This is a genomic window from Pseudorhodobacter antarcticus (assembly GCF_900110135.1).
Lineage (GTDB): Bacteria > Pseudomonadota > Alphaproteobacteria > Rhodobacterales > Rhodobacteraceae > Pseudorhodobacter > Pseudorhodobacter antarcticus.
Map to the genome: position 1 here is coordinate 91486 of NZ_FOCO01000005.1, position 24307 is coordinate 115792.

The following is a 24307-nucleotide window of genomic DNA, read 5'->3' on the forward strand; positions in this document are numbered from 1 at the left end:
GATTTTGGTCGAAGATTTTGATTTTGTATGCTGTCTGGAAACGCTGGGCGTTTGGTGGCGGCATTGTGTTTGATTGCGCAACAAAGCCGGGCTGTGGGGGCGGGCGTTTTGCAAAAACCTTATAATTTGGTTAATTGCGGCGGCAAGAAAGCAGGCGGCGAATCGCGGGAAATGGCAGTTTTTCCTGATTGGCGGCGGTTTTCGGGCGTTAAGATTCGTCTGGATGGGGCGCGTGGGCGATTGTCCTTATTTGGGGTCTGCGTGCGAATAGAGGTGAAAAATTAAGCAACTCTGGCTATCGTGCCCGGTGTAAGCCCCACGCGGAGTGTGGGGCAGCAGGGAGAGACGTGATGCAAGTGACCGGTGAGCCGAGCTTTCGGGATTCTGTTGATTTGATGTTCAACCGCGCGACTGCGCTGATGGACCTAAGCCCGGGGTTGAAGCAGAAAATTCAGGTCTGCAATTCGACCTATACGGTGCGGTTTGGCGTGCGGTTGCGCGGGCAGATTGAGACATTTACCGGATACAGGTCCGTTCATTCGGAGCATATGGAGCCGGTTAAGGGTGGTATCCGCTATGCCCTATCGGTGAACCAGAACGAGGTGGAGGCGCTGGCCGCGCTGATGACGTATAAATGCGCCTTGGTGGAAACGCCGTTTGGCGGGTCCAAGGGGGGCCTTTGCATTGATCCCCGCGCGTGGGAGCCGCATGAGTTGGAAGCGATCACGCGGCGTTTTGCCTATGAGTTGATCAAGCGCGATTTGATCAACCCCGCGCAAAACGTGCCGGCCCCCGATATGGGCACGGGCGAGCGGGAAATGGCATGGATTGCTGACCAATATGCGCGGATGAACACGGCCGATATTAACGCCAAGGCCTGTGTGACCGGCAAACCGCCGCATGCGGGCGGTATTCAGGGCCGGGTGGAGGCGACAGGGCGCGGCGTGCAATATGCGTTGCAGGAATTTTTCCGCCACCCCGAAGATATTGCGCTGGCGGGGCTTTCTGGCAGTTTGGATGGCAAGCGGGTGATTGTGCAGGGCCTTGGCAATGTGGGCTATCACGCCGCCAAGTTTTTGTCCGAGGAGGATGGCGCGATTGTCACGGCGGTGATTGAGCATGACGGCGCGATTGTGAACGACAAGGGCATCGCGATTGAGGAGCTGCGCCAGTGGATTAACAAGACCGGGTCGGTCAAGGGGTTTGCAGGCGGTGATTATGTGGCCGAAGGGGGTGCGGTGCTGGAAAAGGAGTGTGACATTCTGATTCCGGCGGCGACGGAAGGGGTGATTAACCTGACCAACGCGGCGCGCATTCAAGCGCGGATGATTGTGGAGGCGGCGAATGGCCCCGTGACCTTTGGCGCGGATGAGATTTTGCGCAAAAAGGGTGTGGTGATTATTCCCGATATGTATGCCAACGCGGGCGGGGTCACGGTGTCCTATTTCGAATGGGTCAAGAACCTGTCGCATATTCGGTTTGGCCGGATGCAGCGGCGCGCCGAGGAAGCGCGGCATTTGCTGTTGGTCAATGAAATGGAGCGGTTGTCGGCGGATAAGGGCCTTGGCTGGACCATGTCACCGGGGTTCAAGGACAAGTATTTGCGCGGGGCAGGCGAGTTGGAGCTGGTGCGGTCGGGGTTGGATGACACGATGCGCACGGCCTATCAGGCAATGCGCGAGGTGTGGCACGGGCGGCCGGATGTCGAGGATTTGCGGGTGGCGGCGTATATTGTGTCGATCAGCCGGGTGGCGGCGACGTATCAATCCAAGGGTCTGTGAGGGCCAAGCGCCTGTGATTTGAATTGTGAAAGGGGGCCGGGGTATTCGGCCCCCTTTTTGCGGTTTGGGGTTCGATTTGGTTAAGCGGGCGTGAAGGTCATCGCGAGGCCGTTCAGGCAATGACGCTTGCCTGTGGGTTGCGGGCCATCATTGAAGATGTGGCCAAGGTGGCCACCGCAGCGGCGGCAATGCACCTCGGTCCGGGTGGAAAACAGGGATTTGTCGAGTTTGGTCGACACGGCGTTTTCCAAGCTGGCGTAAAAGCTGGGCCAGCCGGTGCCGCTGTCGTATTTGGTGTTGGACGGATAGACGGGCAGATCGCAGCCCGCGCAATTGTAGGTGCCCGCGCGCGATTCCTGAAGCAGCGGTGAGGTTTCGCCTTTGAGGCTGTTGGAGAAGGGTTTTTCCGTTGCCTCCTGCCGCAGGACCGCGAATTGGGCGGGGGTGAGGCGGGATTTCCATTCATCGACGCTGCGCGTGATTTCAAAGGATTGCGCAAAGGCGGGCAGGGTTGTGGCGGCGGTGGCGGCCAGCGTGGTGGCGAGGAAGTGGCGGCGTGACAGCATGATATCTCTCCTATGTTATGAGGTATATACGGGCTGTGGGGCGGAAAGTTGCATCACGATTGCGGCAGGGTTTGGTGAATGGCGTGCGGTTGCGACATGAAAGCGTCGCGGATGGGATTGTGTTTGCGGCCAAACCAGCGTTTTGTTTGCGGGTAAACAGGGGGCCTTGTGTCATGCGCTATTCCGGGTTGAAGGTGATCACACAAGGGCTGTTTGGCAACAAAGGCTGGGGGCCTGCGTGGCGCAATCCGGCGCCGAAACCCGAATATGATGCGATCATCATTGGCGGCGGCGGGCATGGGTTGGCCACGGCGTTTTATTTGGCGAAAAACCATGGGTTGACCAACATCGCGGTGCTGGAAAAAGGGCATATCGGGTCGGGCAACATCGGGCGCAACACAACGATTGTACGGGCCAATTATGTGCTGCCGGGCAATTCGGAGTTTTACAGCCATTCGTTGAAACTGTGGGAGCAGATGGAAACGGAGTTGAATTACAACGTGATGCATTCCCAGCGCGGGGTGATTAACCTGTTTCACAGCGACGGGCAGCGCGATGCGGCGGTGCGGCGCGGCAATGCGATGATTAACCAAGGCGATGATGCGGAATTGCTGGACCGTGAGGGCGTGCGCGCGTTGGTGCCGTATTTGGATTTTGAACAGACGCGGTTCCCGATTTATGGCGGGTTGCATCATAAGCGGGGGGGGACGGCGCGCCATGATGCGGTGGCGTGGGGCTATGCGCGCGGGGCGGATATGCGCGGGGTGGATTTGATCCAGAACTGTGAGGTGACGGGGATTGATATTGAGGGCGGGCGCGTAGTGGGCGTGCAGACCACGCGTGGGGCCATTCGGGCGCGCAAGGTGGGGATGGTGGTTGCGGGGCGGTCGGGGCAAGTGGCGGCGATGGCGGGGATGCGGCTGCCGATTGAGAGCCATGTCTTGCAAGCCTTTGTGACCGAAGGGTTAAAGCCGATTATCGACCAAGTGGTGACGTTTGGCATGGGGCATTTTTACATCAGCCAATCGGACAAGGGCGGGTTGGTGTTTGGCGGAGATATTGATTTTTACGCGAGCTATGCCAGCCGCGGCAACTTGCCGATGGTGGAGCATGTGATGGAGGCGGGGATGACCCTGATGCCGATGATCGGGCGGGCCAAGGTGTTGCGCAGCTGGGGCGGGATTATGGATATGACGCCGGACGGCAGCCCGATTATCGACAAGACGCCTGTGGAGGGGCTGTTTGTCGATGCGGGTTGGAATTACGGCGGGTTCAAGGCCGTGCCTGCATCGGGGTGGTGCATGGCGCATTTGATGGCCACGGGGGAAACCCACGCGGTGGCCAGCAAGTTTCGTTTGGACAGGTTTCGGACCGGGCATCTTCTGGATGAAGAAGGCACCGGGTCGCAGCATAATTTGCATTAAGGGAACATCATGCGCATCACCTGCCCCTTGTGTGGCCCCCGCGACCGCCGCGAGTTTTATTATTACGGATCAGAGGATTATCTGACGCAGCCAGAGGTTGGCGATTTGGACGCGGTGGATGCGCAGTTGCATTTGCGCGACAATGTGGCCGGGCGGGTGCGCGATGTTTGGTATCATGAGGCGGGCTGTGCATCGTGGTTGGTGGTGACGCGGGACACGGTTTCGCATGCCGTGGAAAAGGTGGAGCTGGTGGCCAATGTCAAAGGTATTTTGGCCAAGACGAAGCTGAAAGGCGGTGCAGCATGAGGATTGACGGCAAAGGGTTGGTGGACCGGTCTGCACCTGTGCGGTTTACGTTTGACGGGGTGGCGTATGAGGGGTTTCGCGGCGATACGGTGGCATCGGCACTGCTGGCAAACGGCGTGCGCGTGGTGGGGCGGAGTTTTAAGTATCACCGCCCGCGTGGGGTTTTGACCGCCGGATCGGAGGAGCCGAACGCGCTGGTGGAGGTGATTGAGGTGGGCCAGCAAACCCCCAATGTGCGCGCCACCGTGCAAGAGATATTTCCGGGGTTGGAGGTGAAAAGCCAAAACCGTTGGCCGAGTTTGAAATATGATGTGATGGCGGTGAATGATATGCTGTCACCGTTCCTAAGTGCTGGGTTTTATTACAAGACCTTTATGTGGCCGCGCAAGTTTTGGGAACGGGTGTATGAGCCGATTATTCGGCGTGCGGCGGGCCTTGGCAGCCTGTCGGGGCGCCATGATGAGGCGGATTATGAGAAGGCCTTTGCCTTTTGCGACTTATTGGTGATTGGCGCGGGGCCAGCGGGGTTGATGGCGGCGGTGCAGGGTGCGCGGGCCGGGGTGGACGTGATATTGGCCGACGAAAACCCGGTGATGGGGGGGCGGTTGCTGGCGGATGGCGGCGAGATTGACGGGCGGCCTGCCAGCGTTTGGGTGGCGGAGGTGTTGGCGGAGTTGGAGGCAGCACCCAATGTGCGGTTGATGGTGCGCACGTCTGTGACCGGGGCCTATGACGGGGGCACGTTTAGCGCGTTGGAGCGCGTGGGCCTGCATGTGGCGGCGCGCGCGAACCTGCCGCGCGAGTGTTTTTGGCGGATTGTGGCGGGGCAAACGGTGTTGGCGGCGGGGGCGTTGGAACGCAGTATTGCCTTTGCGGATAACGACCGGCCGGGTGTGATGATGGCATCAAGCTTGCGGGCTTATGTGAACCGGTACGGCGTGTCGCCGGGCAAGCGGGTGACGATATTTGCCAATAATGATGATGCGCGGTTATCGGCGCGGGCGTTGATGGCGGCGGGGGTGGATGTGGCCGCGATTGTTGATACGCGGGCGGACGCGTCCACGTTGGAGGATTGCCCGGTGTATGCGGGGGCCGAGGTGGTGGGCACCAAGGGGCGGCACGGGTTGAGCGCGATCACCGTGCGGCATCGCGGTGGCGAGATGCAGATTGAAACGGATTGTTTGGGGGTGTCGGGGGGGTGGAACCCTTTGGTGCATTTGACCTGCCACATGAACGGGCGGCCGGTTTGGGACGCGGATTTGGCGGCGTTTGTGCCTGTGGCGGGTGCTGTGCCGGGGCTGCATGCGGCTGGGGCCTGTGCGGGGGTGTTTTCCACGCAGGGCTGTTTGGCGGATGGGGCGCGGGTGGCGGTTTTGGCGCTGGGCGTTTTGGGGCGCGCGGTGCGGGCGGTGGATGCGCCTGTGGCGGAGGATGCGCCGTATGCGGTGCTGCCGCTTTGGGAGGTGAAGGGCAAGGGGCGCGCTTGGCTGGATTTTGCCAATGATGTGACCACCAAGGATGTGCGGTTGGCGGCGCAGGAGAATTTTGCATCCGTTGAGCATATGAAACGCTATACCACGCAAGGTATGGCGCCCGATCAGGGGAAAAATTCCAACGTCGGCGCGTTGGCGGTGTTGGCGGATGCAACCGGGCGCAGCATTGCGCAAACCGGCACCACGACATATCGCGCGCCGTTCAGCCCGGTGTCGATTGCCGCGATGGGGGCGGGCGGGCGTGGGGCGGGGTTTGCGCCGCAGCGGTTTATGACGTCGCACGGCGCATCGGTGGACCGGCGCGCGCCGATGGTGGAGGCGGGGCTGTGGTACAGGCCCAGCTATTTCCCCAAAGGGGCGGAGACGACGTGGCGGGAGGCCTGTGACCGTGAGGTGGTTATGGTGCGGGAGGCCGTGGGGGTGTGTGATGTGTCCACGCTGGGCAAGATCGACATTCAGGGCGCGGATGCGGCGCGGTTTTTGGATTTGGTCTATACCAATGTGTTTTCCACGCTGCCTGTGGGGCGGGTGCGGTACGGTTTGATGCTGCGCGCTGATGGGCATGTGTTGGATGATGGCACCACGGCGCGGCTGGGGGAAAACCATTATTTGATGACGACCACCACGGCGGCGGCGGGATTGGTGATGCGGCATTTGGATTTTGTGCAGCAGGCCTATTGCGGCGATTGGGATGTGCGGTTTGTGTCGGTGACGGAAAACTGGGCGCAGTTTGCGGTGGCGGGGCCGCGCGCGCGGGCGTTGCTTGCGTCGCTGGTATCGGTCGATTTGCCATTCATGGGCTGTTCGCGGGTTGAATTTGGCGGCGTGGGGGCGCGGGTGTTCCGCATCTCATTTTCCGGTGAGGAGGGGTATGAGATTGCGGTGCCGTCGCGGTATGGCGAGGCGCTGTTTCGCGATTTGGTGGCGCGGGCGGAGACGCTTGGCGGCGGGCCATATGGCATGGAAGCGCTGAACGTGCTGCGGATTGAAAAGGGGTTTATCACCCATGCCGAGATTGACGGGCGCACCACCGCGTTTGATATTGGGTTGGCGGGGATGATTTCGGCGCGCAAAGATTGCATTGGCAAGGCGGCGGCGGGGCGATCGGGTTTGACAGGCGCGGCGCGGTTGCAGATGGTAGGCCTGCGGCCGGTGATGCAGGCGGCGATCACGGCGGGGGCGCATTTGTTCACGCCCGGCGATGAGGTGCGGCGCGAAAACGACCAAGGCTATGTGACATCCGTTGGGTATTCGCCCATGATGGAAGGGTATTTGGGCTTGGCGTTTTTGCGCGATGGGCGGGCGCGGATTGGCGAAATGGTGCGTTTGGTCGATCATTTGCGCGACATTGATGTGCTGTGCGAGGTGTGCGACCCGGTGTTTCACGACAAAGAGGGGGTGAAGCTGCGTGGGTAATTTGATCGCAAAGCGGCCCCTTGGGGTGGACCCTGTGGGGCATGGCGACCTTGTTTTGGCAGAGGTGGATTTGGGGCGAGTGACATCTGTTGCGCCGTTTGCGGGGGCGGACGTTGCGCGGGTGTTGAAGCCGTTGGTGTTTCCGGCGCCGGGTGTGGTGTCATCGAAAGGCGACGCGCGGCTGGTTTGGACCGGGCGGGGGCAAGCGTTTTTGTTTGGCGCGGTGCCCGAAGGTCTGGGCGCTGTGGCCGCGCTTTCGGACCAAAGCGATGGTTGGGCGGGGCTGTCGCTGACGGGGACAGGCGCTGTGGATGTGTTGGCGCGTTTGGTGCCCTTGGATTTGCGTGCGCTGGTGCCGGGACAATGTGCGCGCACCACCTTGGGGCATATGCCGTTGATTTTGATCGCTGTTTTTGGTGGATTTGAGGTGCTGGTGTTTCGATCCATGGCGCGGTCCGCGTGGCATGAGGTGGAGCAGGCGCTGCGGATGTGGGGGGCGCGGGCACAATGCTGACAGATTTTGATATCAGCGAACTGACAGCATTTCGGCGGCAATTGCACCGCTTCCCCGAGGTGTCGGGGCAAGAGCGTGGGACGGCGGCGTGGGTTGCGGCGGCGCTGGCGGCCTGCGGCGTGTCGCCGGGGCGGATTGTGACGGGCCTTGGCGGGCATGGCGTGGCGGCGGTGTTTGACGGGGCGGCGCTGTTTGACGGAGCGGCGGTGGGGCCCACGGTGATGTTTCGCGCGGAATTGGACGCGCTGCCGATCACCGAACTGTCAAACGCGGCGCATCGGTCGTCTATCCCCGGTGTTGCGCATTTGTGCGGGCATGATGGGCATGTGGCGATTTTGCTGGGATTGGCGCGGATGCTGTCGCGCCACCAGCCTGCGCGCGGGCGGGTCGTGTTGATGTTCCAACCCGCGGAGGAGGATGGATCGGGCGCGGCGGCCGTGGTCGCCGATGCGCGATTTGATGATTTGCACCCTGATTGGGCCTTTGCGCTGCATAATTTCCCGGGGATTGCGCGGGGGGAGTGTTGGCTGGCGGCAGGCCCGCTGTCTTGCGCCTCTGTTGGGATGCGGGTAATGTTGGAGGGCAAAACCAGCCACGCCGCGCAGCCCGAACGTGGTGTTTCGCCGGGGTTGGCGGTGGCGGGCTTGATCGCCGATTTGGGCGCGTTGGGGCGCGGCGGCGATTTGGGCGATGCTTTCCGGCTGGTCACCATCACCCATGCGCGGTTGGGCGAACCTGCCTTTGGCACTTCCCCCGCGCATGGTGAGGTGTGGGCGACCTTGCGCACCATGCTGGACGCGCCGATGGCCGCGCTAAAGGCGCAAGCCGTGGCCTTGGCGGAGGCGGCTGCGAAAACCCATGGATTGGCCCTGCGCATCGAATGGCATGATAACTTTGCCGCTTGTGCCAATGATCCGGCAGCCACAGATCACATGGCACGCGCATTGGACAGCTTGGGCATGACACACGCCCCCGGCGGATTGCCGATGCGCCCGTCCGAGGATTTTGGCGCTTTTGACAAACTGCCGGGCTGCAAATCGGCCATGGTGATGCTGGGCGCGGGCGTGGACCATGCCGCCCTGCACAACCCCGATTACGATTTTCCCGATGATCTGATCGCCCCCGGCGTGCGCCTCTTTGACCGCATCACGCGCGATCTTTTGGGCTAACGCCGCATCTTCATCTTGGTAAAAATACCTTCGAGGGGGGAATTGGCCGTAAGGCCAAGGGGGGACAGAATGTCCCCCGCTTCCGCCCAACCCAAACGCCGCCATCGCCCATTCCAAACCCCGCACTTGCCTATCGCGCCGTAGCGCCCGATATTAGCACTATGAGTCTTCCACCCGGTTTCATAGATGAACTGCGCACCCGCGTGTCCTTGTCCCAAGTTGTTGGGCGCAAGGTGACGTGGGACATGCGCAAATCAAACCAAGGCAAAGGCGATATGTGGGCGCCGTGCCCGTTTCATCAGGAAAAATCCGCCAGCTTTCATGTCGATGATCGCAAAGGGTTTTATTACTGTTTTGGTTGTCAGGCCAAAGGCGATGCGCTGGGGTTCATCATGGAATCCGAAAACCTTGGGTTCATGGAAGCGGTGGAGTTGTTGGCGCGCGAAGCGGGGATGCCGATGCCAGCGCGTGATCCCCAAGCCGCCCAAAAGGCCGATCGCCGCAGCCAGTTGGCCGAGGTGATGGAGGAGGCGATTAAGTTTTGCCGCCTTCAGTTGAAAACCACCGCCGGTCAAGTGGCGCGCGACTATCTGGACCGGCGCGGCCTGAACGCAGAAGCGCAGGAGCGTTGGGGGATTGGCTGGTCGCCCGAAGGCAAGCAAGCCGTGTTTGGCGCGATGCAGGCCAAAGGGTTTGCGCCGGATTTGATTTTGGCCAGCGGTGTGTGCGCGGTGTCCGATCATAATGAGACGCCTTATGATCGGTTTCGCGCACGCATTACCTTTCCCATTCGGGATGGGCGGGGCCGCGCCATTAGTTTGGGCGGGCGCAGTTTGGACCCCGCGGCGCGGGCGAAATACCTGAACGGCCCCGAGACGGAGCTGTTTGATAAGGGCCGCAATTTGTACAATTTGGCCCCGGCGCGCGAGGCGGCGGGCAAGGGCGCACCGCTTGTCGTGGCCGAAGGGTATATGGATGTGATTGCGCTGTGCGAGGCGGGATTTCGTGCCACGGTGGCCCCGCTTGGCACGGCGGTGACCGAGGAGCAATTGCGCCTGATGTGGCGGGTGAGCCCTGAGCCGATTATCGCGTTGGACGGGGATGCAGCGGGGTTGCGCGCGGCGTTGCGGGTGATTGATTTGGCGCTGCCTTTGTTGGAGGCGGGGCAGGGGTTACGTTTTGCCGTGCTGCCAAAGGGGCTGGACCCCGATGATTTGATCAAAGCGCAAGGGGCGGGCGCGATGCAGGCGGTGTTGGACAACGCGCAGCCCATGGTCAATTTGCTGTGGCAGCGTGAGACGGAAGGCCGCAGTTTTGACAGCCCCGAGCGCAAGGCGGCGTTGGATAAAACGCTGCGCACGGCGTTGATGCGCATCAAGGATGCGTCGATTCGCGGGCATTACGGCGAGGAAATTAAGCGCCTGCGCTGGGATTTGTTTGGGCAGGGACGCGGTGGGCAATTCGGCAGTGGCCCGCGTGTTGTGGGGCCGCGCAAACCCTGGGTGCCGGGGGCCAAGTCGGCGTGGCAGCCCGAACTGCCGCCTGTGGCCACCACGAAATCCAGCGCGCTGGTGGTGGGGGCGGGCGATGAGCGGGTGCTGGAGCAGTTGATTTTGGCGGTGTTTATCACCCATCCCAGCCTTGTTTTGCGGTTTGAGGCGGTGCTGGAGCGGTTGGAATTTACCGATCCGTTTGAAGATGGGGTGCGATTGGCGCTGTTGCAGGGCGAGGCGGGGGAAAAACTGCGCGCGGGGCACCGTGCGGTGGTTGAATCTGTGCTTAACCAGAACCATGTCATGACAGCACCACCAATTTTGAAAGTTGATGATCCCGAATTTGCTGAAATTTGCGCGGGCGATATGCTGCGCAAGCTGCGGTCCGCGCGCGGCGGGCGGCGCGAAGTGCGCGAGGCGGAGGAGGATTTGGCGGGGTTGGTCGATGAGGGGCTGACATGGCGGTTGGCGCAGGCCAATGAAGCGCGGTTTTTGGCCGCCAAAGGGCCGGAAGCGGTGAAGGGTGAAGGGTTTGTGGCAGAAAATGGGGTGGAGATGGACAAGGATGAGTTGAGCGTGGCCCGCAGCCTTTGGGACCGCATTGATTTTGGCCGGGGCGGGCGGTCCAAACCCTGACGGATGGATATGGGGCCGGGGGGCCTTTTATCTTTCACAAAAAAGCTGATACACGGGGGAAAAGCTGGGAAAATTGGGTGAAAGCCTTATCCCCGCTCGTGATTCGCGCTAATGATTCGTTATTCGATCGAGTGATTCGGTTTTAGGCAAACCAGACATTCGGCCAAAGGAGCATCCATGGCAGCCAAAGACAACGACGACAGCAAGCCAGACGACAACGACACCGATGGCTCGTTGGATATGAGCCAAGCTGCCATCAAAAAGATGATCTCGGATGCGCGCGAGCGTGGCTATATCACCTATGACCAGCTGAACGCGGTTTTGCCGCCCGAGCAAGTGTCGTCCGACCAGATTGAGGACGTGATGTCCATGCTGTCGGAAATGGGGATCCAAGTCACCGAAGAAGAAGAAATGGAGGACAGCGCGTCGGCGGGCGAGCTGGTGGCGCAGAGCACGGGCGCACGCGATGTGACGCTGGCAGGGGCAAGTGCCGAGGCGCTGGACCGCACGGATGACCCGGTGCGCATGTATTTGCGCGAAATGGGGTCTGTTGAATTGCTGTCGCGCGAGGGCGAAATTGCGATTGCCAAGCGGATTGAAGCGGGCCGCAACACGATGATTTTGGGGCTGTGTGAAAGCCCGTTGACCTTTCAGGCGATCACGATTTGGCGCGACGAATTGCTGTCTGAGGACATTTTGCTGCGCGATGTGATCGACCTTGAAACGACCTTTGGCCGGGGTATGGACGGTGAAGGCGAGGGCGACGAGGATTTGGTTGGCGGGTTAAACGGCGAGGCGTCCACCAAGCGCGACACCGGGCCAGAGTTGGACGCCGACGGTAACCCGCTGTCGAGCAATGATGACGACGACGATGAGGATGATGAAGCGTCCAACATGTCGCTGGCGGCGATGGAGGCCGCGTTGAAGCCGCGCGTGCTGGAAACGCTTGAAGTCATCGCGCATGATTATGAGGCGCTGGCAGAAATGCAAAACCTGCGGATGTCGGCGACGATGAACCGCAAGGATTTATTTTCCACCAATGAGGAAGACGCATACCAAAAGCTGCGGTCGCAAATTGTGTTGCTGGTCAATGAGTTGCACCTGCACAACAACCGGATTGAAGCGCTGATTGACCAGCTTTATGGCATCAACCGCCGGATTATGGCGATCAATTCGGGCATGGTGAAGCTGGCCGACCAAGCCCGCATCAACCGCCGTGAATTTATCGACGAATACCAAGGTTACGAGCTGGACCCAACGTGGTGCGACCGCATGGCCGCCAAGGATGGGCGCGGCTGGCAGGCCTTGATGGAGAAATCCCGCGAGAAGGTGGAGGAGTTGCGCGAGGAGATGGCGCAGGTCGGATCCTATGTCGGGGTTGATATTTCCGAATTCCGCCGGATAGTGAACCAAGTGCAAAAGGGCGAAAAAGAAGCCCGGCAGGCCAAGAAAGAAATGGTCGAAGCGAACCTGCGTCTGGTAATCTCAATCGCGAAGAAATACACGAATCGGGGCCTGCAATTTCTTGATTTGATTCAGGAAGGCAACATTGGCCTGATGAAAGCGGTCGATAAGTTTGAGTACCGCCGCGGGTATAAGTTTAGCACTTATGCAACATGGTGGATCCGTCAAGCGATCACGCGGTCGATTGCCGACCAAGCGCGCACCATCCGGATTCCGGTGCATATGATTGAGACGATCAACAAGCTGGTGCGCACGGGCCGCCAGATGTTGCACGAAATTGGCCGCGAACCGACGCCCGAGGAATTGGCCGAAAAGCTGCAAATGCCGTTGGAAAAGGTCCGCAAGGTGATGAAAATCGCCAAGGAGCCGATTTCGCTGGAAACCCCGATTGGCGATGAAGAGGACAGCCAGCTTGGCGACTTCATCGAGGATAAAAACGCGGTTTTGCCGTTGGATAGCGCCATTCAGGAGAACCTGAAGGAAACCACGACGCGGGTGCTGGCCAGCCTGACGCCACGCGAGGAACGGGTTTTGCGGATGCGCTTTGGCATTGGCATGAACACCGATCACACGTTGGAAGAAGTGGGCCAGCAGTTTTCGGTGACACGCGAGCGTATTCGCCAGATTGAAGCGAAGGCGCTGCGCAAGCTGAAGCATCCGAGTAGAAGCAGGAAGCTGCGGAGTTTCTTGGATCAGTGAGGCCGGTATGGGAAGCAAGCAGTCGGGTGAAGTGACATCGGTGCCGGCAGCGTCTGTGGCGTCGAAAACCACGCGGGACCCTAAGGCATCTGGGTCACGAGAAACGGCCACCGGATCAGCGATAACTTTGCGCGTGGTCAAAGAATCCTCACGAACGCACAGTGATGCGCTGAAGCGGCTTGTGGATCGGTGGGCCACTATCGGTTGACGCTTGCCGACGTGATTGTCGCGCATAATGAAGCGTTGACCTATGGCGGGCGGGATGGGGTGGTGAACCTCGATTACCTAAAATCAGCGATTGAGCGGCCTTATTCTGGTTATCACCGCGCTATTGAACGCAAAGCTGCTGCGTTGATGGAAGCAATTGTGCAGAACCACGCATTTGTAGATGGGAACAAGCGCACCGCGCTTTTGGCCACAGACTTGTTCGTGCGTCGTAGCGGCTATTCCTTGGTGCTTTTTGCGGATGAGCGATTGGATGATATCATCGTTGGCGTGGCAGAGGGGGCGCTGAATATGAAGATTTGGTGCCTTGGTTCAAAGCCAGGCTTGCGCGTTCACGCTGACTAATCCTCTCGCCCTGCCGCCCGCCGTCGCCACCGCCGCAGGGCAAATCCTGTCAGCACCACAACGATCGCCACGGGAATGGCGATTTCGACCCATTCGGGGACGTTGATGTTTGTGAACAAGCGCCCGATCAGGTGTCCGGCTTGTTTGCCGACGAACACAAGGATGGTGGCCCAGATCAATCCGGCGATGGCGGTGAGGATGCCGTAGCGCAGCGGCGTGATGGCGGTGGCGGTGGCCAGCGCCACCGGGCCTGCGGTGCGCACGCCGGGCATGAAGCGGATGGCGAGGGCGAGGGCCATGGGATAGGCCACGAACATGTTGAAAAACCGCCATTTTCGCGCGGCCACGACTGCGCGTACCGTGCGGGGGTGGTCGCGGTAGCGGCGCGCGAGGTGATAGATGAGTTGGTCCGAACACCAGCCGCCGAATGCGCCGGCAAAGATCACGGGCCACAGCGGTAACAGCCCGCGCTGCACCAGCACGCCTGCGGTGACGACGGCGGCGTCGCCTTCAATAGCGGCGGTGCCGAACACGGCGAGGAGGCCAAAATTTGCAATGAGGTCTGTGGGGTCGAACATGTGGGGCCTTTGGTTGCGCCCTTGTCAGATATGCGTTTGGGGGGCCGCTGCAAGGTGAATTTTGTGGCGGTGGCAAAAGTATATACGGTTGGGCTGGAGGGGGGGCAGGAGAGGGGGTTGGGTTGCCCCCACCCTACGCCATGCGGCACGGTCTGGTATCCGTTTGCGGTGTCGTGGCGGCGGTTGCGCAGGGTCTGGCGGGGTCGCCAGATATGCAAAGCGGGCGATAGGAGCGCGCAAGCCAAGATGGTTGGGGCCGCACCTGACCGGCCCCCTTGGGTTTTGCCCGGTGGCCCCTTCCCCCCTTCCACCGCGATGGCGATGTGCGCCCCGACCCATTGTTGTGTTTTGGGTCAACCATTAGGGGTCAGGCACCCCTTCAGCATTTTGCCGGGAGATTTTGCTGCAAAACCTTATGGTTACCTTAGGCGCGATTGTTTTGCATGTTCAAGCTGCGTCGGGGCGTGCGCGATCACAGCCTGATTGAGTCCGTCAGGCCACAGTTTTGCGCTATATCTGGGATGCGCGATAATCCGCTACCCAAGACCTGTGCGCGCCCCTATAGTTCTAGAGATAAGCAGGGGGGCCAACCCCCGCATATGAGGCAGTAGAATCAAGAAACGAGGGGGGACCAGCCTATGCGCTGCCCATTCTGCGGGAATATTGACACGCAAGTGAAAGACAGCCGCCCGGCTGAGGACCATGTTTCCATTCGGCGTCGGCGGTTTTGCCCGGCGTGTGGGGGGCGGTTCACCACCTATGAACGGGTGCAGTTGCGCGATTTGGTTGTGATCAAAACCAACGGCAAGCGCGAGGATTTTGACCGTTCCAAGTTGGAACGATCGATCCGGATGGCGATGCAAAAGCGCCCAATTGATCCGGAACGGATTGACCAGATGATCAGCGGCATCGTGCGGCGGTTGGAAAGTCTGGGCGAGACGGACATCAATTCCAAGGTGATCGGTGAGATTGTCATGGAAAGTTTGGCGCGGATTGACACGGTGGCGTATGTGCGATTTGCCAGTGTTTACAAGAACTTCCAAGCGGCGGATGATTTCGACAAGTTCGTATCGGAACTGCGGCCGGTTGGCCCCACCGAAGAATGACCGAACACCATAGCGCCCATATGCGCCACGCGTTGCAGCTTGCAGCGCGTGGCCTTGGGCGTGTTTGGCCCAACCCGGCGGTGGGCTGTGTGTTGGTGCAAGGCGGGCGCATTGTGGGGCGCGGTTGGACGCAGCCCGGCGGGCGGCCCCATGCGGAGCGTATGGCGCTGGATCAAGCGGGGACATTGGCGCGGGGTGCTGCGGCCTATGTCACGTTGGAGCCTTGCGCGCATTTTGGGCAGACGCCGCCCTGTGCGGGTGCATTGATTGAAGCGGGTGTTTCACAGGTTTTTTATGCGTTGGGCGATCCGGATCCGCGTGTTTCGGGGCGCGGGCACGCGATGCTGGTTAAGGCGGGTGTGCGGGTTGAGGCGGGGCTGTGCGCCGAGGACGCGCGGGTTATGAACGCGGGGTTTTTGAAGCGGGTTTTGCACGGGTTGCCGATGGTGACGTTAAAGCTGGCGACCACGTTGGACGGGCGGATTGCCACGGGCACAGGGGAAAGCCGTTGGATTACGGGCGCGGACGCGCGGCGTGCGGTGCATGCGCTGCGCATGACGCATGACGCGGTGATGGTGGGGTCCGGGACCGCGCTGGCGGATGACCCGGATTTGACGGTGCGCGATTTGGGCGCGGGTCATCAACCGTTGCGGGTGTTGGTGGATGGGGCGTTGCGCCATGCGCCGGACAGTCGGTTGGGGCGGACGGCGCGGGATAGCCCGGTTTGGGTGTTGCATGGGCCGGGCGCGCAGGCGGCGGCGTGGCAGGCCACGGGGGCGCGGTTGTTTGAGGTGCCTCGGCTGGACGCAGGATTGGATTTGCGCGCGGGGCTGGCGGCATTAGCGGCGGCGGGTGTGACGCGGGTGTTGTGCGAAGGCGGGGCAGGATTGGCTGCGGCATTGCTGCGCGCGGGGCTGGTCGATGATGTGGTGATGTTTACAGCCGGAGCGATGATTGGCGCGGACGGTGTGGCGGCGTTGGGGCCGTTGGGGCTGGTTGCATTGGCGGATGCGCCGCGATTGGCGTTGGTATCAAACGCCCGAGTGGGGGCGGATGTGATGACGCATTGGCGCTTTGCGCGCGCGGATTGATGCGCTAATTTGAAGGCTGGCGCGAGTCCTTTATCCCCCCTTCTGTCGCGTTACTGTGTTCCCGATCCACCGAAGGGGGTGGTGCAAAGGGGATAGTATGTCTGAAATCCTGATTGGAAATGCGGACCATTTGGTGACGATGGACGGCGCGCGGCGCGAGCTGGCGGGGGCGGACATGCGCCTGCGCGGTGGCGTGATTGTTGAAATTGGCGCGGGGTTGGTGAGCGCTGGCGAGGTGATTGACGCGCGCGGCTGCGTGGTGACGCCGGGGTTGGTGAACACGCATCATCATTTGTACCAAACCCTGACGCGGGCGGTGCCGGGGGGGCAGGATGCGCTGCTGTTTGGCTGGCTGAAAACGCTGTACCCGATTTGGGCGCGGTTTGGGCCGGAGGAGATCTTTGTTTCGGCGCAAGTGGGGTTGGCGGAGTTGGCGCTGACGGGGTGTTCGATGACGTCGGACCATTTGTACATGTACCCCAATGGCGCGCGGTTGGATGACACGATTGCGGCGGCGGGCGAGGTGGGCTTGCGGTTTCACCCCACGCGGGGCGCGATGAGCATTGGCGAAAGCGATGGTGGCCTGCCGCCCGATGCGCTGGTGGAGCGTGAGGCGGCGATACTGGAAGATTGTATTCGCGTGGTGGACCGGTTCCACGATGCGCGGGCGGGGTCGATGCTGCGGGTGGGGATTGCGCCGTGTTCGCCGTTTTCAGTATCGCGCGAATTGATGCGGGATGCGGCGATTTTGGCGCGCGACAAGGGCGTGATGCTGCACACGCATTTGGCGGAAAATGACGAGGATGTGGCGTATTCCTTGGCGAAATTTGGATGCAGGCCGGGGGAATATGCCGAAGGGTTGGGCTGGGCGGGGGAGGATGTGTGGCACGCGCATTGCGTGAAATTGGACAGCGCCGAGATTGATTTGTTTGCGCGCACGGGGACGGGGGTGGCGCATTGCCCGTGTTCGAATTGTAGGCTTGGGTCCGGGATTGCGCCGGTGCGCGCGATGCGGGATGCTGGGGTGAAAGTTGGCCTTGGGGTGGATGGGTCCGCCAGCAATGATGCGGGGAATTTGGTGGCCGAGGCGCGGCAAGCGATGTTGTTGCAGCGCGTGTCGCGCGGGGCGGATGCGATGAGCGCGCGTGAGGCGCTGGAGATTGCAACGCTGGGCGGGGCGCGGGTGTTGGGGCGGCATGATTGCGGCAGTTTGGAGGTGGGCAAACGAGCGGATATTGCGATTTGGGATGTGTCCGGGGTGGAGGCGGCGGGGTCGTGGGACCGGGTGGCGTTTTTGCTGGCAGGCCCGATGCGGGTGCGCGATTTGATTGTGGAGGGGCGCGTGGTGGTGCGCCACGGCAAGCTGGTGACGGTGGATTTGGCGGCGGTTGTGGCGCGGCAGAATGTGTTGGCGGCGCGGTTGATGGAATAGGGGTTGCGGGCGCGGGGGCGTTTGGGCAGGAAGGATAGGAACAATTTAGGAGCGTGCGATGACCCATGATTACAAGGCCCAAGAGGCTGAAACCATTGAAACCTTTGCGGAAATTAGCAAGATTGACAGCTTGCCAAAGCAGGCGGTTGTGAACTTTTTGTTCTTGGCCGAGGAGGTGGATGCGCCGTTTGAGGCGGCGGCAGCGGCACTGACGGCGGCGGGGTTTGTGACGCATATTGACGTTGAGGGCGAGACGGTGGAGGCGCGGACGGGGGAGATGGAAATCTCGGCCGCGGCGATTTGGGGAGTGGAGCGTAAGGCGACCGAAGTGGCGTTGAAATTTGGCTTTGACCCGGATGGGTGGGAGTTGGTGGAGTAAGATTTTAAGGCGCGCTGCCGGCTGGTAGACGTAAGGGAGGGGGCGCTGCCCCCCTCGGCCCCGACTTTTACAGTGCAAAAGACGGGGCCGCCCCCGGGATATTTCAAAACAGGTAAAGTGTGGGGTTAGGCGCGGGTTCCGGCGATGTAGACGGCTTTTATGGCGCGGTCGTCGCCCATCATGATAGTGGGGAACACCGACTGCCAGATGGTTTGCGCGCGGCGCGTGGCCTGTTCGATGCCGGGGGTGGAGCCGAGGTCGATCACGACCAGATCCGCCTCCATCCCTTTGGCGATGTTGCCGATTTTGGTGTTGGCGTGCAGCGCGCGGGCGGAACCCATGGTTGCCAGCCACCACAGTTGCGCGGGGTGCAGCGAGACGCCGCGCAGTTGGCCCACTTCATAAGCGGCGGCCATGGTGCGCAGCATGGAAAAGGACGAGCCGCCGCCCGTGTCGGTGGCAAGGCCCACGCGCAACCCGCGTGCGATTGTGCCTTGCATATCAAACAGGCCGGAGCCGATGAAGCTGTTGGAGGTGGGGCAGTGGATGAGGGAGGCGCCCATTTCGGTGAGGCGGTCGATTTCGCGGGGTTCAAGGTGAATGGCGTGGCCGTAAAGGCCGCCCATGCCCAGGAGGCCGTGGGATTCGTAAGTGTCGAGGTAGTCGCGGGCGGTGGGGTAGAGGGTTTTGACCCATGCGATCTCATCCAATTGTTCGGAGAGGTGGGTTTGCATCAGGCAGGATTGGTTTTCGGACCACAGGGCACCCAAGGCGGCGAGTTGATCGGGGGTGGAGGTGGGGGAAAAACGCGGGGTGATGACGTAGGACAGGCGGTCCTGGCCGTGCCATTTTTGCAAAAGGCGCTTACTGTCATCATAGGCTGATTTGGCAGTGTCTTGTAGGCCCGCAGGCGCGTTGCGGTCCATGCAGGTTTTCCCCGCATAAGCGCGCAGGCCACGGGTTTGGGCAGCGGTGAAGAACGCATCGACGCTTTCGGGGTGGATGGTGGCGTAAGAGCAGACGGTGGTGGTGCCGTGCGACAGCGTCAGATCGAAATAGCGGTTCGCGATTTCCGCAGCATAGGCGGGATCGGCAAAGCGAATTTCCTCGGGGAAAGTATAGGTGTTGAGCCAGTCGATGAGGCGTTTGCCCCAAGAGGCGATGATCGCGGTTTGCGGGTAATGCACATGGGCATCGACAAAACCGGGGGAAATAAGGGCGCGGCCGTAATCGGTCACGGTGGCTTGGGGGTATTGCGCACGCAAGGTGTCGGCGTTTCCGGTGGCGACGATTTCACCGCCCAGCATCACCACGCCGCCCGATGTGTTGATTTGTACCGCGTCCGGGCCCAGCACAAACGGGTCGCCGTGATAGCTGAGGACCTGCCCCAAAATCAATTCTGCCATGGTTTCCCCCTGATGGTTTCGCCTGCCGTTGCGCGCGTTTCGCGCAACTTAACCGCTTTGTGGGGCCGCGTAAATTTCCCAGTCGCCTCTGTTTCTTTGAAGCTGTTTATCCTAAGGTCGGGGTAATCGTTTTTGGGGGGGCATATGGCCGAGGACATGGCAGACATTATTGAGGATGTGCTGGATGCCCGCCGGGTGGAGGCCATTCAGGACGCGGTGGATGCGCAAGATGCGCAGCGGTTGGACAGCTTGCTGGACCCGCTGCACGCTGCTGATATTGCTGACCTTTTGGAACAAATCAGCCCCACGGTGCGGCGCGAATTGCTGCGGCTTTGGCCCGAGGGGATTGATGGCGACATCCTGTCCGAATTGGAGGAGGGGATTCGCGAGGAGGTGATCGAGAGCCTGTCGCCGGATGTGTTGGCCGAGGCGGTGCGCACGCTGGACACCGATGATGTGGTCGACATTTTGGAAGATATGGAGGCGGCGGACCAAGACCGCCTGCTGGGGGCGCTGGACAAGGCCGACCGGGTCGCGGTGGAGCAAGCGCTGGCCTATCCCGAATATTCGGCGGGGCGTTTGATGCAGCGCGAGGTCGTGGTGGCCCCCGAAGACTGGAATGTGGGCCAAGCCATTGATTACATGCGATCTGTGGAGACATTGCCCGACCAGTTTTACCATGTGATTTTGGTGGACCCGCGCATGAAACCGCGCGGCTATGTCACCTTGGGGCGGGTGTTGTCATCGCGCCGGGACGTGTTGTTGCACGACATTGTGGAGGATAGTTTTCGCACGATTGAGGCGCATGAGCCGGAGGCGGATGTTGCCTATATCTTTAACCATTATCACTTGATTTCCTGCGCTGTGGTTGATGCCCATGATCGTTTGGTGGGCGTGATCACTATTGATGACGCGATGAATGTGCTGGACGAGGAGCATGAGGAGGACATGCTGCGGATGGCGGGCGTAGATGACGAGGCAAGCCTGTCGGACACGGTGATTGAGGCGGCAAAGGGCCGGGCGGTGTGGTTGTTTGTGAACTTGTTGACGGCGATTTTGGCGTCCTTGGTGATTTCGGCCTTTGCCGAGACGATCAACCAGATGGTGGCGCTGGCCGTGTTGATGCCGATTGTGGCGTCGATGGGGGGCAATGCGGGCACGCAGACGATGACGGTGGCGGTGCGCGCGCTGGCCACGCGGGATTTGACATCGCAAAACGCGCTGCGGGTGATTTGGCGTGAGGCGGCGGTGGGGGCGATCAACGGGTGCATTTTTGGCTTATTGATGGCGTTGATTGCGGGCTGGTGGTTTGGCATCCCCATGTTGGCGGTGGTGATTGGGGTGGCGATGGTGCTGACCCACATCGCGGCAGCGGCGGGGGGGATTTTGATCCCAATGGGGTTGCAGCGGTTTGGGGTGGACCCGGCGCTGGCATCGGGGCCGTTTGTGACCACGGTGACGGATGTGGTTGGATTTTTTGCCTTTTTGGGGCTGGCATCATGGGCATTGCTGTGAAGGCTGCGGCGCGGGCGGCAGGGTTTGTGGCGCGCAAGGCGGCGTTTGCAGCGGGGCAGGGGCAGGCCGCCGAGATTTTGGCAGATTATCTGGCGCAGTTTGGCGATGCCGTTTTAGCTGGCTATATGCCGATGCGCACGGAAATTGACCCGTTGGCGGCGATGGCGGCGCATCCGGGTGTGGTGGGGGTTCCGGTGATTGTGGGGGCAGGCCACGCATTGCGGTTTCGCGAATGGTCGCCGGGCTGCGCGATGGTGGCGGGGGAATTTGGCGCGCTGGTGCCCGAAGGTGGCGCGTGGGTGGTGCCGCAGGTGGTGATTGTGCCCTTGGTCGCGTTTGACGTGCGGGGATACCGCCTTGGCTATGGCGGCGGGTTTTACGACCGCACGCTGGAGGGGTTGCGCGCGCGCGGCCCGGTGGTGGCGGTTGGATTTGCGTTTGCAGGCCAAGAGATGGCGGACGTGCCGATTGACGCCACGGACCAGCGGCTGGACGTGATTGTGACAGAGCGCGGGCTGAGGACGTTTTAAGCGTTAATGCGCAATCGATTCCTGCTTCACGAACATGTTGCCCCATGCGCGGTCGATCAGGTCGGGCGTCATGTGATAGGGCGTGTTTTCGAAATCGCAGACCGCGATGATCTGTTCGATCAGGAATTTGGGCATGTAATTGGCATAGGTGTTTTGGATGGTAGGGAATTTCACCTTCATCAGATGCACTAAAGCGCGTTCATCCAGCGGCATTTTTTTCGCCCGTGCGACCATTGCAAAAATTTTTAGGAAATTCTCCTGATCGGGGCCGTCGATTTTGATTTTGAAAAAGATACGGCGCAGGGCCGCGCCGTCAAAAATCTCATTCGGGTGGAAGTTGGTGGAGAAGATCACGAGCGTGTCAAAGGGCACGGTGAATTTTTCGCCAGACTGCAGGGCGAGGATATCCTTTGCCTCCTCCAAGGGCACAATCCAGCGGTTGACCAGTTTTTGCGGCGGTTCGGCCTGTCGGCCAAGGTCGTCGACGATGAAAATGCCGCCGGTGGATTTAAGCTGCAACGGGGCCTGATAGGTGCGCGCGACCGGGTTGTAGGTAAGGTCGAGCATATCAAGGCTAAGTTCGCCGCCAGTGATCACGGTGGGGCGTTCGCAATAGACATAGCGGTTGTCAAACCGGTTGGAGGTGCGGCGCAGGGAATTGGGGTCGTCTGTCGCCTCCTCGGCCGCTGAATGGACGATGGGATCGTAGACGGTGATGACCTGACCTGCGTATTCCAGCGCGCGGGGAACATAGATTTTATCGCCCATCGCATCGCGGATACCGTTGGAAATACTGGATTTTCCATTGCCCGGTGGTCCGTACATCAAGATGGATCGGCCCGAGGTGATGGCGGGGCCAAGGTTGCCCAACAGATCGGGCGGCAGGATAAGGTGGCCCATCGCCCCGATAAGCTGTTCGCGGGTCAAACGGATATCGCGCACGGATTGGCGTTTGACCTGCACGCGGTAATCATCCAGCGGGATGGGCATGGCGCCGTAATATTCGGACTGTGCAAGGGCATCAAGCGCGCGGGATTTCCCGGCTTCGGTTAACTGATAGCCCATTTCATTGCTGGAGGTGGCGTGCATGGTGCCCGTCGCCTCTAGCAGCTTTTGGCCGCGTGCAAGGTCGATGAGTTCTTGGGTCAAGATCACGGGCAGGCAGATGGCGCGGGCGACGCTGGAGGTGATGTCGAGGTTGGTGCGGAACATGGTTTTCAGCAAAATGTCGCGCATCATGACCATCGAGATGCCCACCTCGGCCAAGGATTTTGGCGCGGGGGGGGGCAGGACGTTGGGGGTGGTGGTTTGCACGTTCATCAAGGGCACCTGTTGGGTTGGGTCGCGGCAACTGTGCCTGCACGGCGTTGCGATTTGGTGAAGAGATCAGCGTAGGGCGTGGACCAAAAGCGGATAAAACACGAGCGTGCCTGCAAGAGCGAGGCCCATGGGGAATTTGGCGTGGGTCCAGCTGGTCCAATCGGGGGTGGCACGGCGCACGGCGGGCACGGCGCGCATCAAACGGTGGCTGGCAAAGGCCGCGACGAGTGAGGCGGCAAACAGCGCCAGCACCACGCGCAGATCGGCGGTGACGAAAAACGGGGCCATGGCGGCAGCGAATTTGGCATCGCCCGCGCCCAGCATCCGCAAGGTGGCGGTGATAAACCCGATCAGCAGCACAATTGCGCCAATCGCCCAGCCCCAAGCCCATGTTTCCAATGGGAAAACGGCCAGACCCATGATGAGATAGACGGCGGCGAGGGCGATGACGGCCTTGTTCGGGATTTTCATGAACTTCATATCCGACCATGCCACCCAAATGGCGATGGGCAGGGTGAAAGGCAAAAACCACAAGATATTGGACGAGAACAGCATCAGTTGGTCACATTCGCATCAAGGGCCGCGAGAGAGCGGACTGCGGCATCAAAATGCTGCGGGTGGGTGTCGATCGCTTCTTGCAGCAAGCCTTTGCCCGTGTTCACGTCGCGTTGTTTGATCGCGGTCAGGGCCATTGTGTGCAACAATTGCGCACGTTCCACTTGGGTCATTTTGATCACGGGCATGTCGTATTGCCGTTGCGCACCGCGCGCCAGAACAAGGTTGTTTTTGGCGGTAAACATATTTGGGTCATAGGTGAGGGCGTCAAAAAACAGCTTTTCCGCGCCTTTGGCATCGCCGCGCGTCAGTTTGGAAAAGCCCCAGTTGTTGTAAATGCTGGCGGGGGTTGTGGTGAGGCCCGCTGCGATTTCATAAAAACTGTCGGCCTTTTTCCAGCTTTTGTTGCTGTCGGCGACCATCGCCTCCAGCTTGTACCGCTCAAACGTCTCATAGGTGGGGGGGATTTTGTTCAGCTCGGCTTCGGCGCTTTTCCATTCGTTGGCACGGATCAGTGCATCGGCGTATTCGACGTGATCGCCGGGGGTGGCGCTGGGATCTTTCATCACCTGCGCCCAAACGGTTGCCGCCTCGTCCGGTTTTTTGGCGCGGACCAAGGATTTTGCAAGGCCGCGTTTCAAATCGGCGCGTTCGGGATTTTCGGCGGCGGTTCTGCGGAAATAGGCCACGGATTCGTCCGGGTCGCCCACCGTCAACATGATGTCGTTGAGGTTGGATTCGTCAATCACGTTGACGTTTTTCATCGCCCTGCTGACCTCGGTATCCGAGTTTTTTTGGCAGGCAGATAGGGCAACCGTGCCGGACAGGCACAGCGCGAGAAAGATCGGGTGGCGCATTTTGCGT

At 60.6% G+C, this 24307-nt stretch carries 21 protein-coding genes; 15 read left to right on the forward strand and 6 right to left on the reverse strand.

Annotated elements, in window-relative coordinates; genetic code table 11:
* Window positions 1-350 precede the first annotated feature (350 nt).
* Window positions 351-1781, forward strand: coding sequence for a Glu/Leu/Phe/Val family dehydrogenase (locus BMY36_RS03705; RefSeq protein WP_050520710.1), 1431 nt, complete (start codon window positions 351-353; stop codon window positions 1779-1781).
* An 80-nt stretch (window positions 1782-1861) separates the two neighbouring features.
* On the opposite strand, the gene msrB is transcribed toward BMY36_RS03705, so the two are convergent.
* A complete protein-coding gene (msrB, locus tag BMY36_RS03710; protein WP_050520760.1) occupies window positions 1862-2344 on the reverse strand; it encodes a peptide-methionine (R)-S-oxide reductase MsrB in 483 nt (160 codons plus the stop codon).
* 176 nt (window positions 2345-2520) lie between these two features.
* On the opposite strand from msrB, the gene BMY36_RS03715 reads away from it, so the two are divergent.
* The 8 genes from BMY36_RS03715 to BMY36_RS03750 all read left to right on the forward strand — a co-directional run bounded on the left by BMY36_RS03715 (window position 2521) and on the right by BMY36_RS03750 (window position 13531).
* A complete protein-coding gene (locus BMY36_RS03715; RefSeq protein ID WP_050520761.1) occupies window positions 2521-3771 on the forward strand; it encodes a sarcosine oxidase subunit beta family protein in 1251 nt (416 codons plus the stop codon).
* A gap of 9 nt (window positions 3772-3780) precedes the next feature.
* A complete protein-coding gene (locus tag BMY36_RS03720) occupies window positions 3781-4077 on the forward strand; it encodes a sarcosine oxidase subunit delta (protein WP_050520711.1) in 297 nt (98 codons plus the stop codon).
* Window positions 4074-6986, forward strand: coding sequence for a sarcosine oxidase subunit alpha family protein (locus BMY36_RS03725; protein WP_050520712.1), 2913 nt, complete (start codon window positions 4074-4076; stop codon window positions 6984-6986). Before BMY36_RS03720 ends, BMY36_RS03725 begins: the two co-directional genes overlap by 4 nt.
* Window positions 6979-7500: a sarcosine oxidase subunit gamma gene (locus BMY36_RS03730; RefSeq protein WP_050520713.1), complete on the forward strand. Its 522-nt coding sequence runs from the start codon at window positions 6979-6981 to the stop codon at window positions 7498-7500. The genes BMY36_RS03725 and BMY36_RS03730 overlap by 8 nt, the downstream gene beginning before the upstream one ends.
* Complete coding sequence (locus BMY36_RS03735) at window positions 7494-8669, forward strand: amidohydrolase (protein ID WP_050520762.1); 1176 nt, start codon at window positions 7494-7496, stop codon at window positions 8667-8669. The genes BMY36_RS03730 and BMY36_RS03735 overlap by 7 nt, the downstream gene beginning before the upstream one ends.
* Window positions 8670-8830: 161 nt before the next feature.
* On the forward strand, window positions 8831-10798 hold the full coding sequence (gene dnaG, locus BMY36_RS03740) for a DNA primase (protein ID WP_050520714.1): 1968 nt from the start codon (window positions 8831-8833) through the stop codon (window positions 10796-10798).
* Between the two features lie 177 nt (window positions 10799-10975).
* On the forward strand, window positions 10976-12961 hold the full coding sequence (gene rpoD, locus BMY36_RS03745; RefSeq protein WP_050520715.1) for an RNA polymerase sigma factor RpoD: 1986 nt from the start codon (window positions 10976-10978) through the stop codon (window positions 12959-12961).
* Between the two features lie 204 nt (window positions 12962-13165).
* Window positions 13166-13531 (forward strand): type II toxin-antitoxin system death-on-curing family toxin, encoded by a 366-nt coding sequence (locus tag BMY36_RS03750; RefSeq protein WP_175469244.1) that lies wholly within the window; start codon window positions 13166-13168, stop codon window positions 13529-13531.
* On the opposite strand, the gene BMY36_RS03755 is transcribed toward BMY36_RS03750, so the two are convergent.
* Window positions 13528-14109, reverse strand: coding sequence for a DedA family protein (locus tag BMY36_RS03755; protein ID WP_050520717.1), 582 nt, complete (start codon window positions 14107-14109; stop codon window positions 13528-13530). The two genes, BMY36_RS03750 and BMY36_RS03755, sit on opposite strands and share 4 nt — an antisense overlap.
* 638 nt (window positions 14110-14747) lie before the next feature.
* Between BMY36_RS03755 and nrdR the strand changes: the two genes are divergently transcribed.
* The 4 genes from nrdR (at window position 14748) to BMY36_RS03775 (ending at window position 18117) form a co-directional block, all read left to right on the forward strand.
* Complete coding sequence (gene nrdR, locus BMY36_RS03760; protein ID WP_050520718.1) at window positions 14748-15215, forward strand: transcriptional regulator NrdR; 468 nt, start codon at window positions 14748-14750, stop codon at window positions 15213-15215.
* Window positions 15212-16306: a bifunctional diaminohydroxyphosphoribosylaminopyrimidine deaminase/5-amino-6-(5-phosphoribosylamino)uracil reductase RibD gene (gene ribD / locus BMY36_RS03765; RefSeq protein WP_074818412.1), complete on the forward strand. Its 1095-nt coding sequence runs from the start codon at window positions 15212-15214 to the stop codon at window positions 16304-16306. The genes nrdR and ribD overlap by 4 nt, the downstream gene beginning before the upstream one ends.
* 97 nt (window positions 16307-16403) lie before the next feature.
* Window positions 16404-17738, forward strand: coding sequence for an 8-oxoguanine deaminase (locus tag BMY36_RS03770; protein WP_050520720.1), 1335 nt, complete (start codon window positions 16404-16406; stop codon window positions 17736-17738).
* Between the two features lie 58 nt (window positions 17739-17796).
* Complete coding sequence (locus BMY36_RS03775) at window positions 17797-18117, forward strand: ribonuclease E inhibitor RraB (protein ID WP_050520721.1); 321 nt, start codon at window positions 17797-17799, stop codon at window positions 18115-18117.
* 125 nt (window positions 18118-18242) lie between these two features.
* On the opposite strand, the gene guaD is transcribed toward BMY36_RS03775, so the two are convergent.
* Complete coding sequence (gene guaD / locus BMY36_RS03780; protein ID WP_050520722.1) at window positions 18243-19523, reverse strand: guanine deaminase; 1281 nt, start codon at window positions 19521-19523, stop codon at window positions 18243-18245.
* A 144-nt stretch (window positions 19524-19667) separates the two neighbouring features.
* On the opposite strand from guaD, the gene mgtE reads away from it, so the two are divergent.
* Both mgtE and BMY36_RS03790 read left to right on the forward strand, forming a co-directional pair.
* Window positions 19668-21038 (forward strand): magnesium transporter, encoded by a 1371-nt coding sequence (gene mgtE, locus BMY36_RS03785; RefSeq protein WP_050520723.1) that lies wholly within the window; start codon window positions 19668-19670, stop codon window positions 21036-21038.
* Window positions 21023-21568, forward strand: coding sequence for a 5-formyltetrahydrofolate cyclo-ligase (locus BMY36_RS03790; protein WP_050520724.1), 546 nt, complete (start codon window positions 21023-21025; stop codon window positions 21566-21568). The genes mgtE and BMY36_RS03790 overlap by 16 nt, the downstream gene beginning before the upstream one ends.
* A 3-nt stretch (window positions 21569-21571) precedes the next feature.
* Here the strand turns inward: BMY36_RS03790 and BMY36_RS03795 are convergent, their stop codons facing one another.
* The 3 genes from BMY36_RS03795 to BMY36_RS03805 form a co-directional block, all read right to left on the reverse strand.
* Entirely contained in the window at window positions 21572-22888 is a 1317-nt protein-coding gene (locus BMY36_RS03795; RefSeq protein ID WP_050520725.1) for a DUF8689 domain-containing protein, read from the reverse strand.
* 66 nt (window positions 22889-22954) lie between these two features.
* The gene (locus BMY36_RS03800; RefSeq protein ID WP_050520726.1) at window positions 22955-23443 is read right to left on the reverse strand and encodes a prepilin peptidase; all 489 of its coding nucleotides are present in this window, start codon (window positions 23441-23443) and stop codon (window positions 22955-22957) included.
* Complete coding sequence (locus tag BMY36_RS03805; RefSeq protein WP_050520727.1) at window positions 23443-24300, reverse strand: tetratricopeptide repeat protein; 858 nt, start codon at window positions 24298-24300, stop codon at window positions 23443-23445. The genes BMY36_RS03800 and BMY36_RS03805 overlap by 1 nt, the downstream gene beginning before the upstream one ends.
* Window positions 24301-24307: the final 7 nt, after the last annotated feature.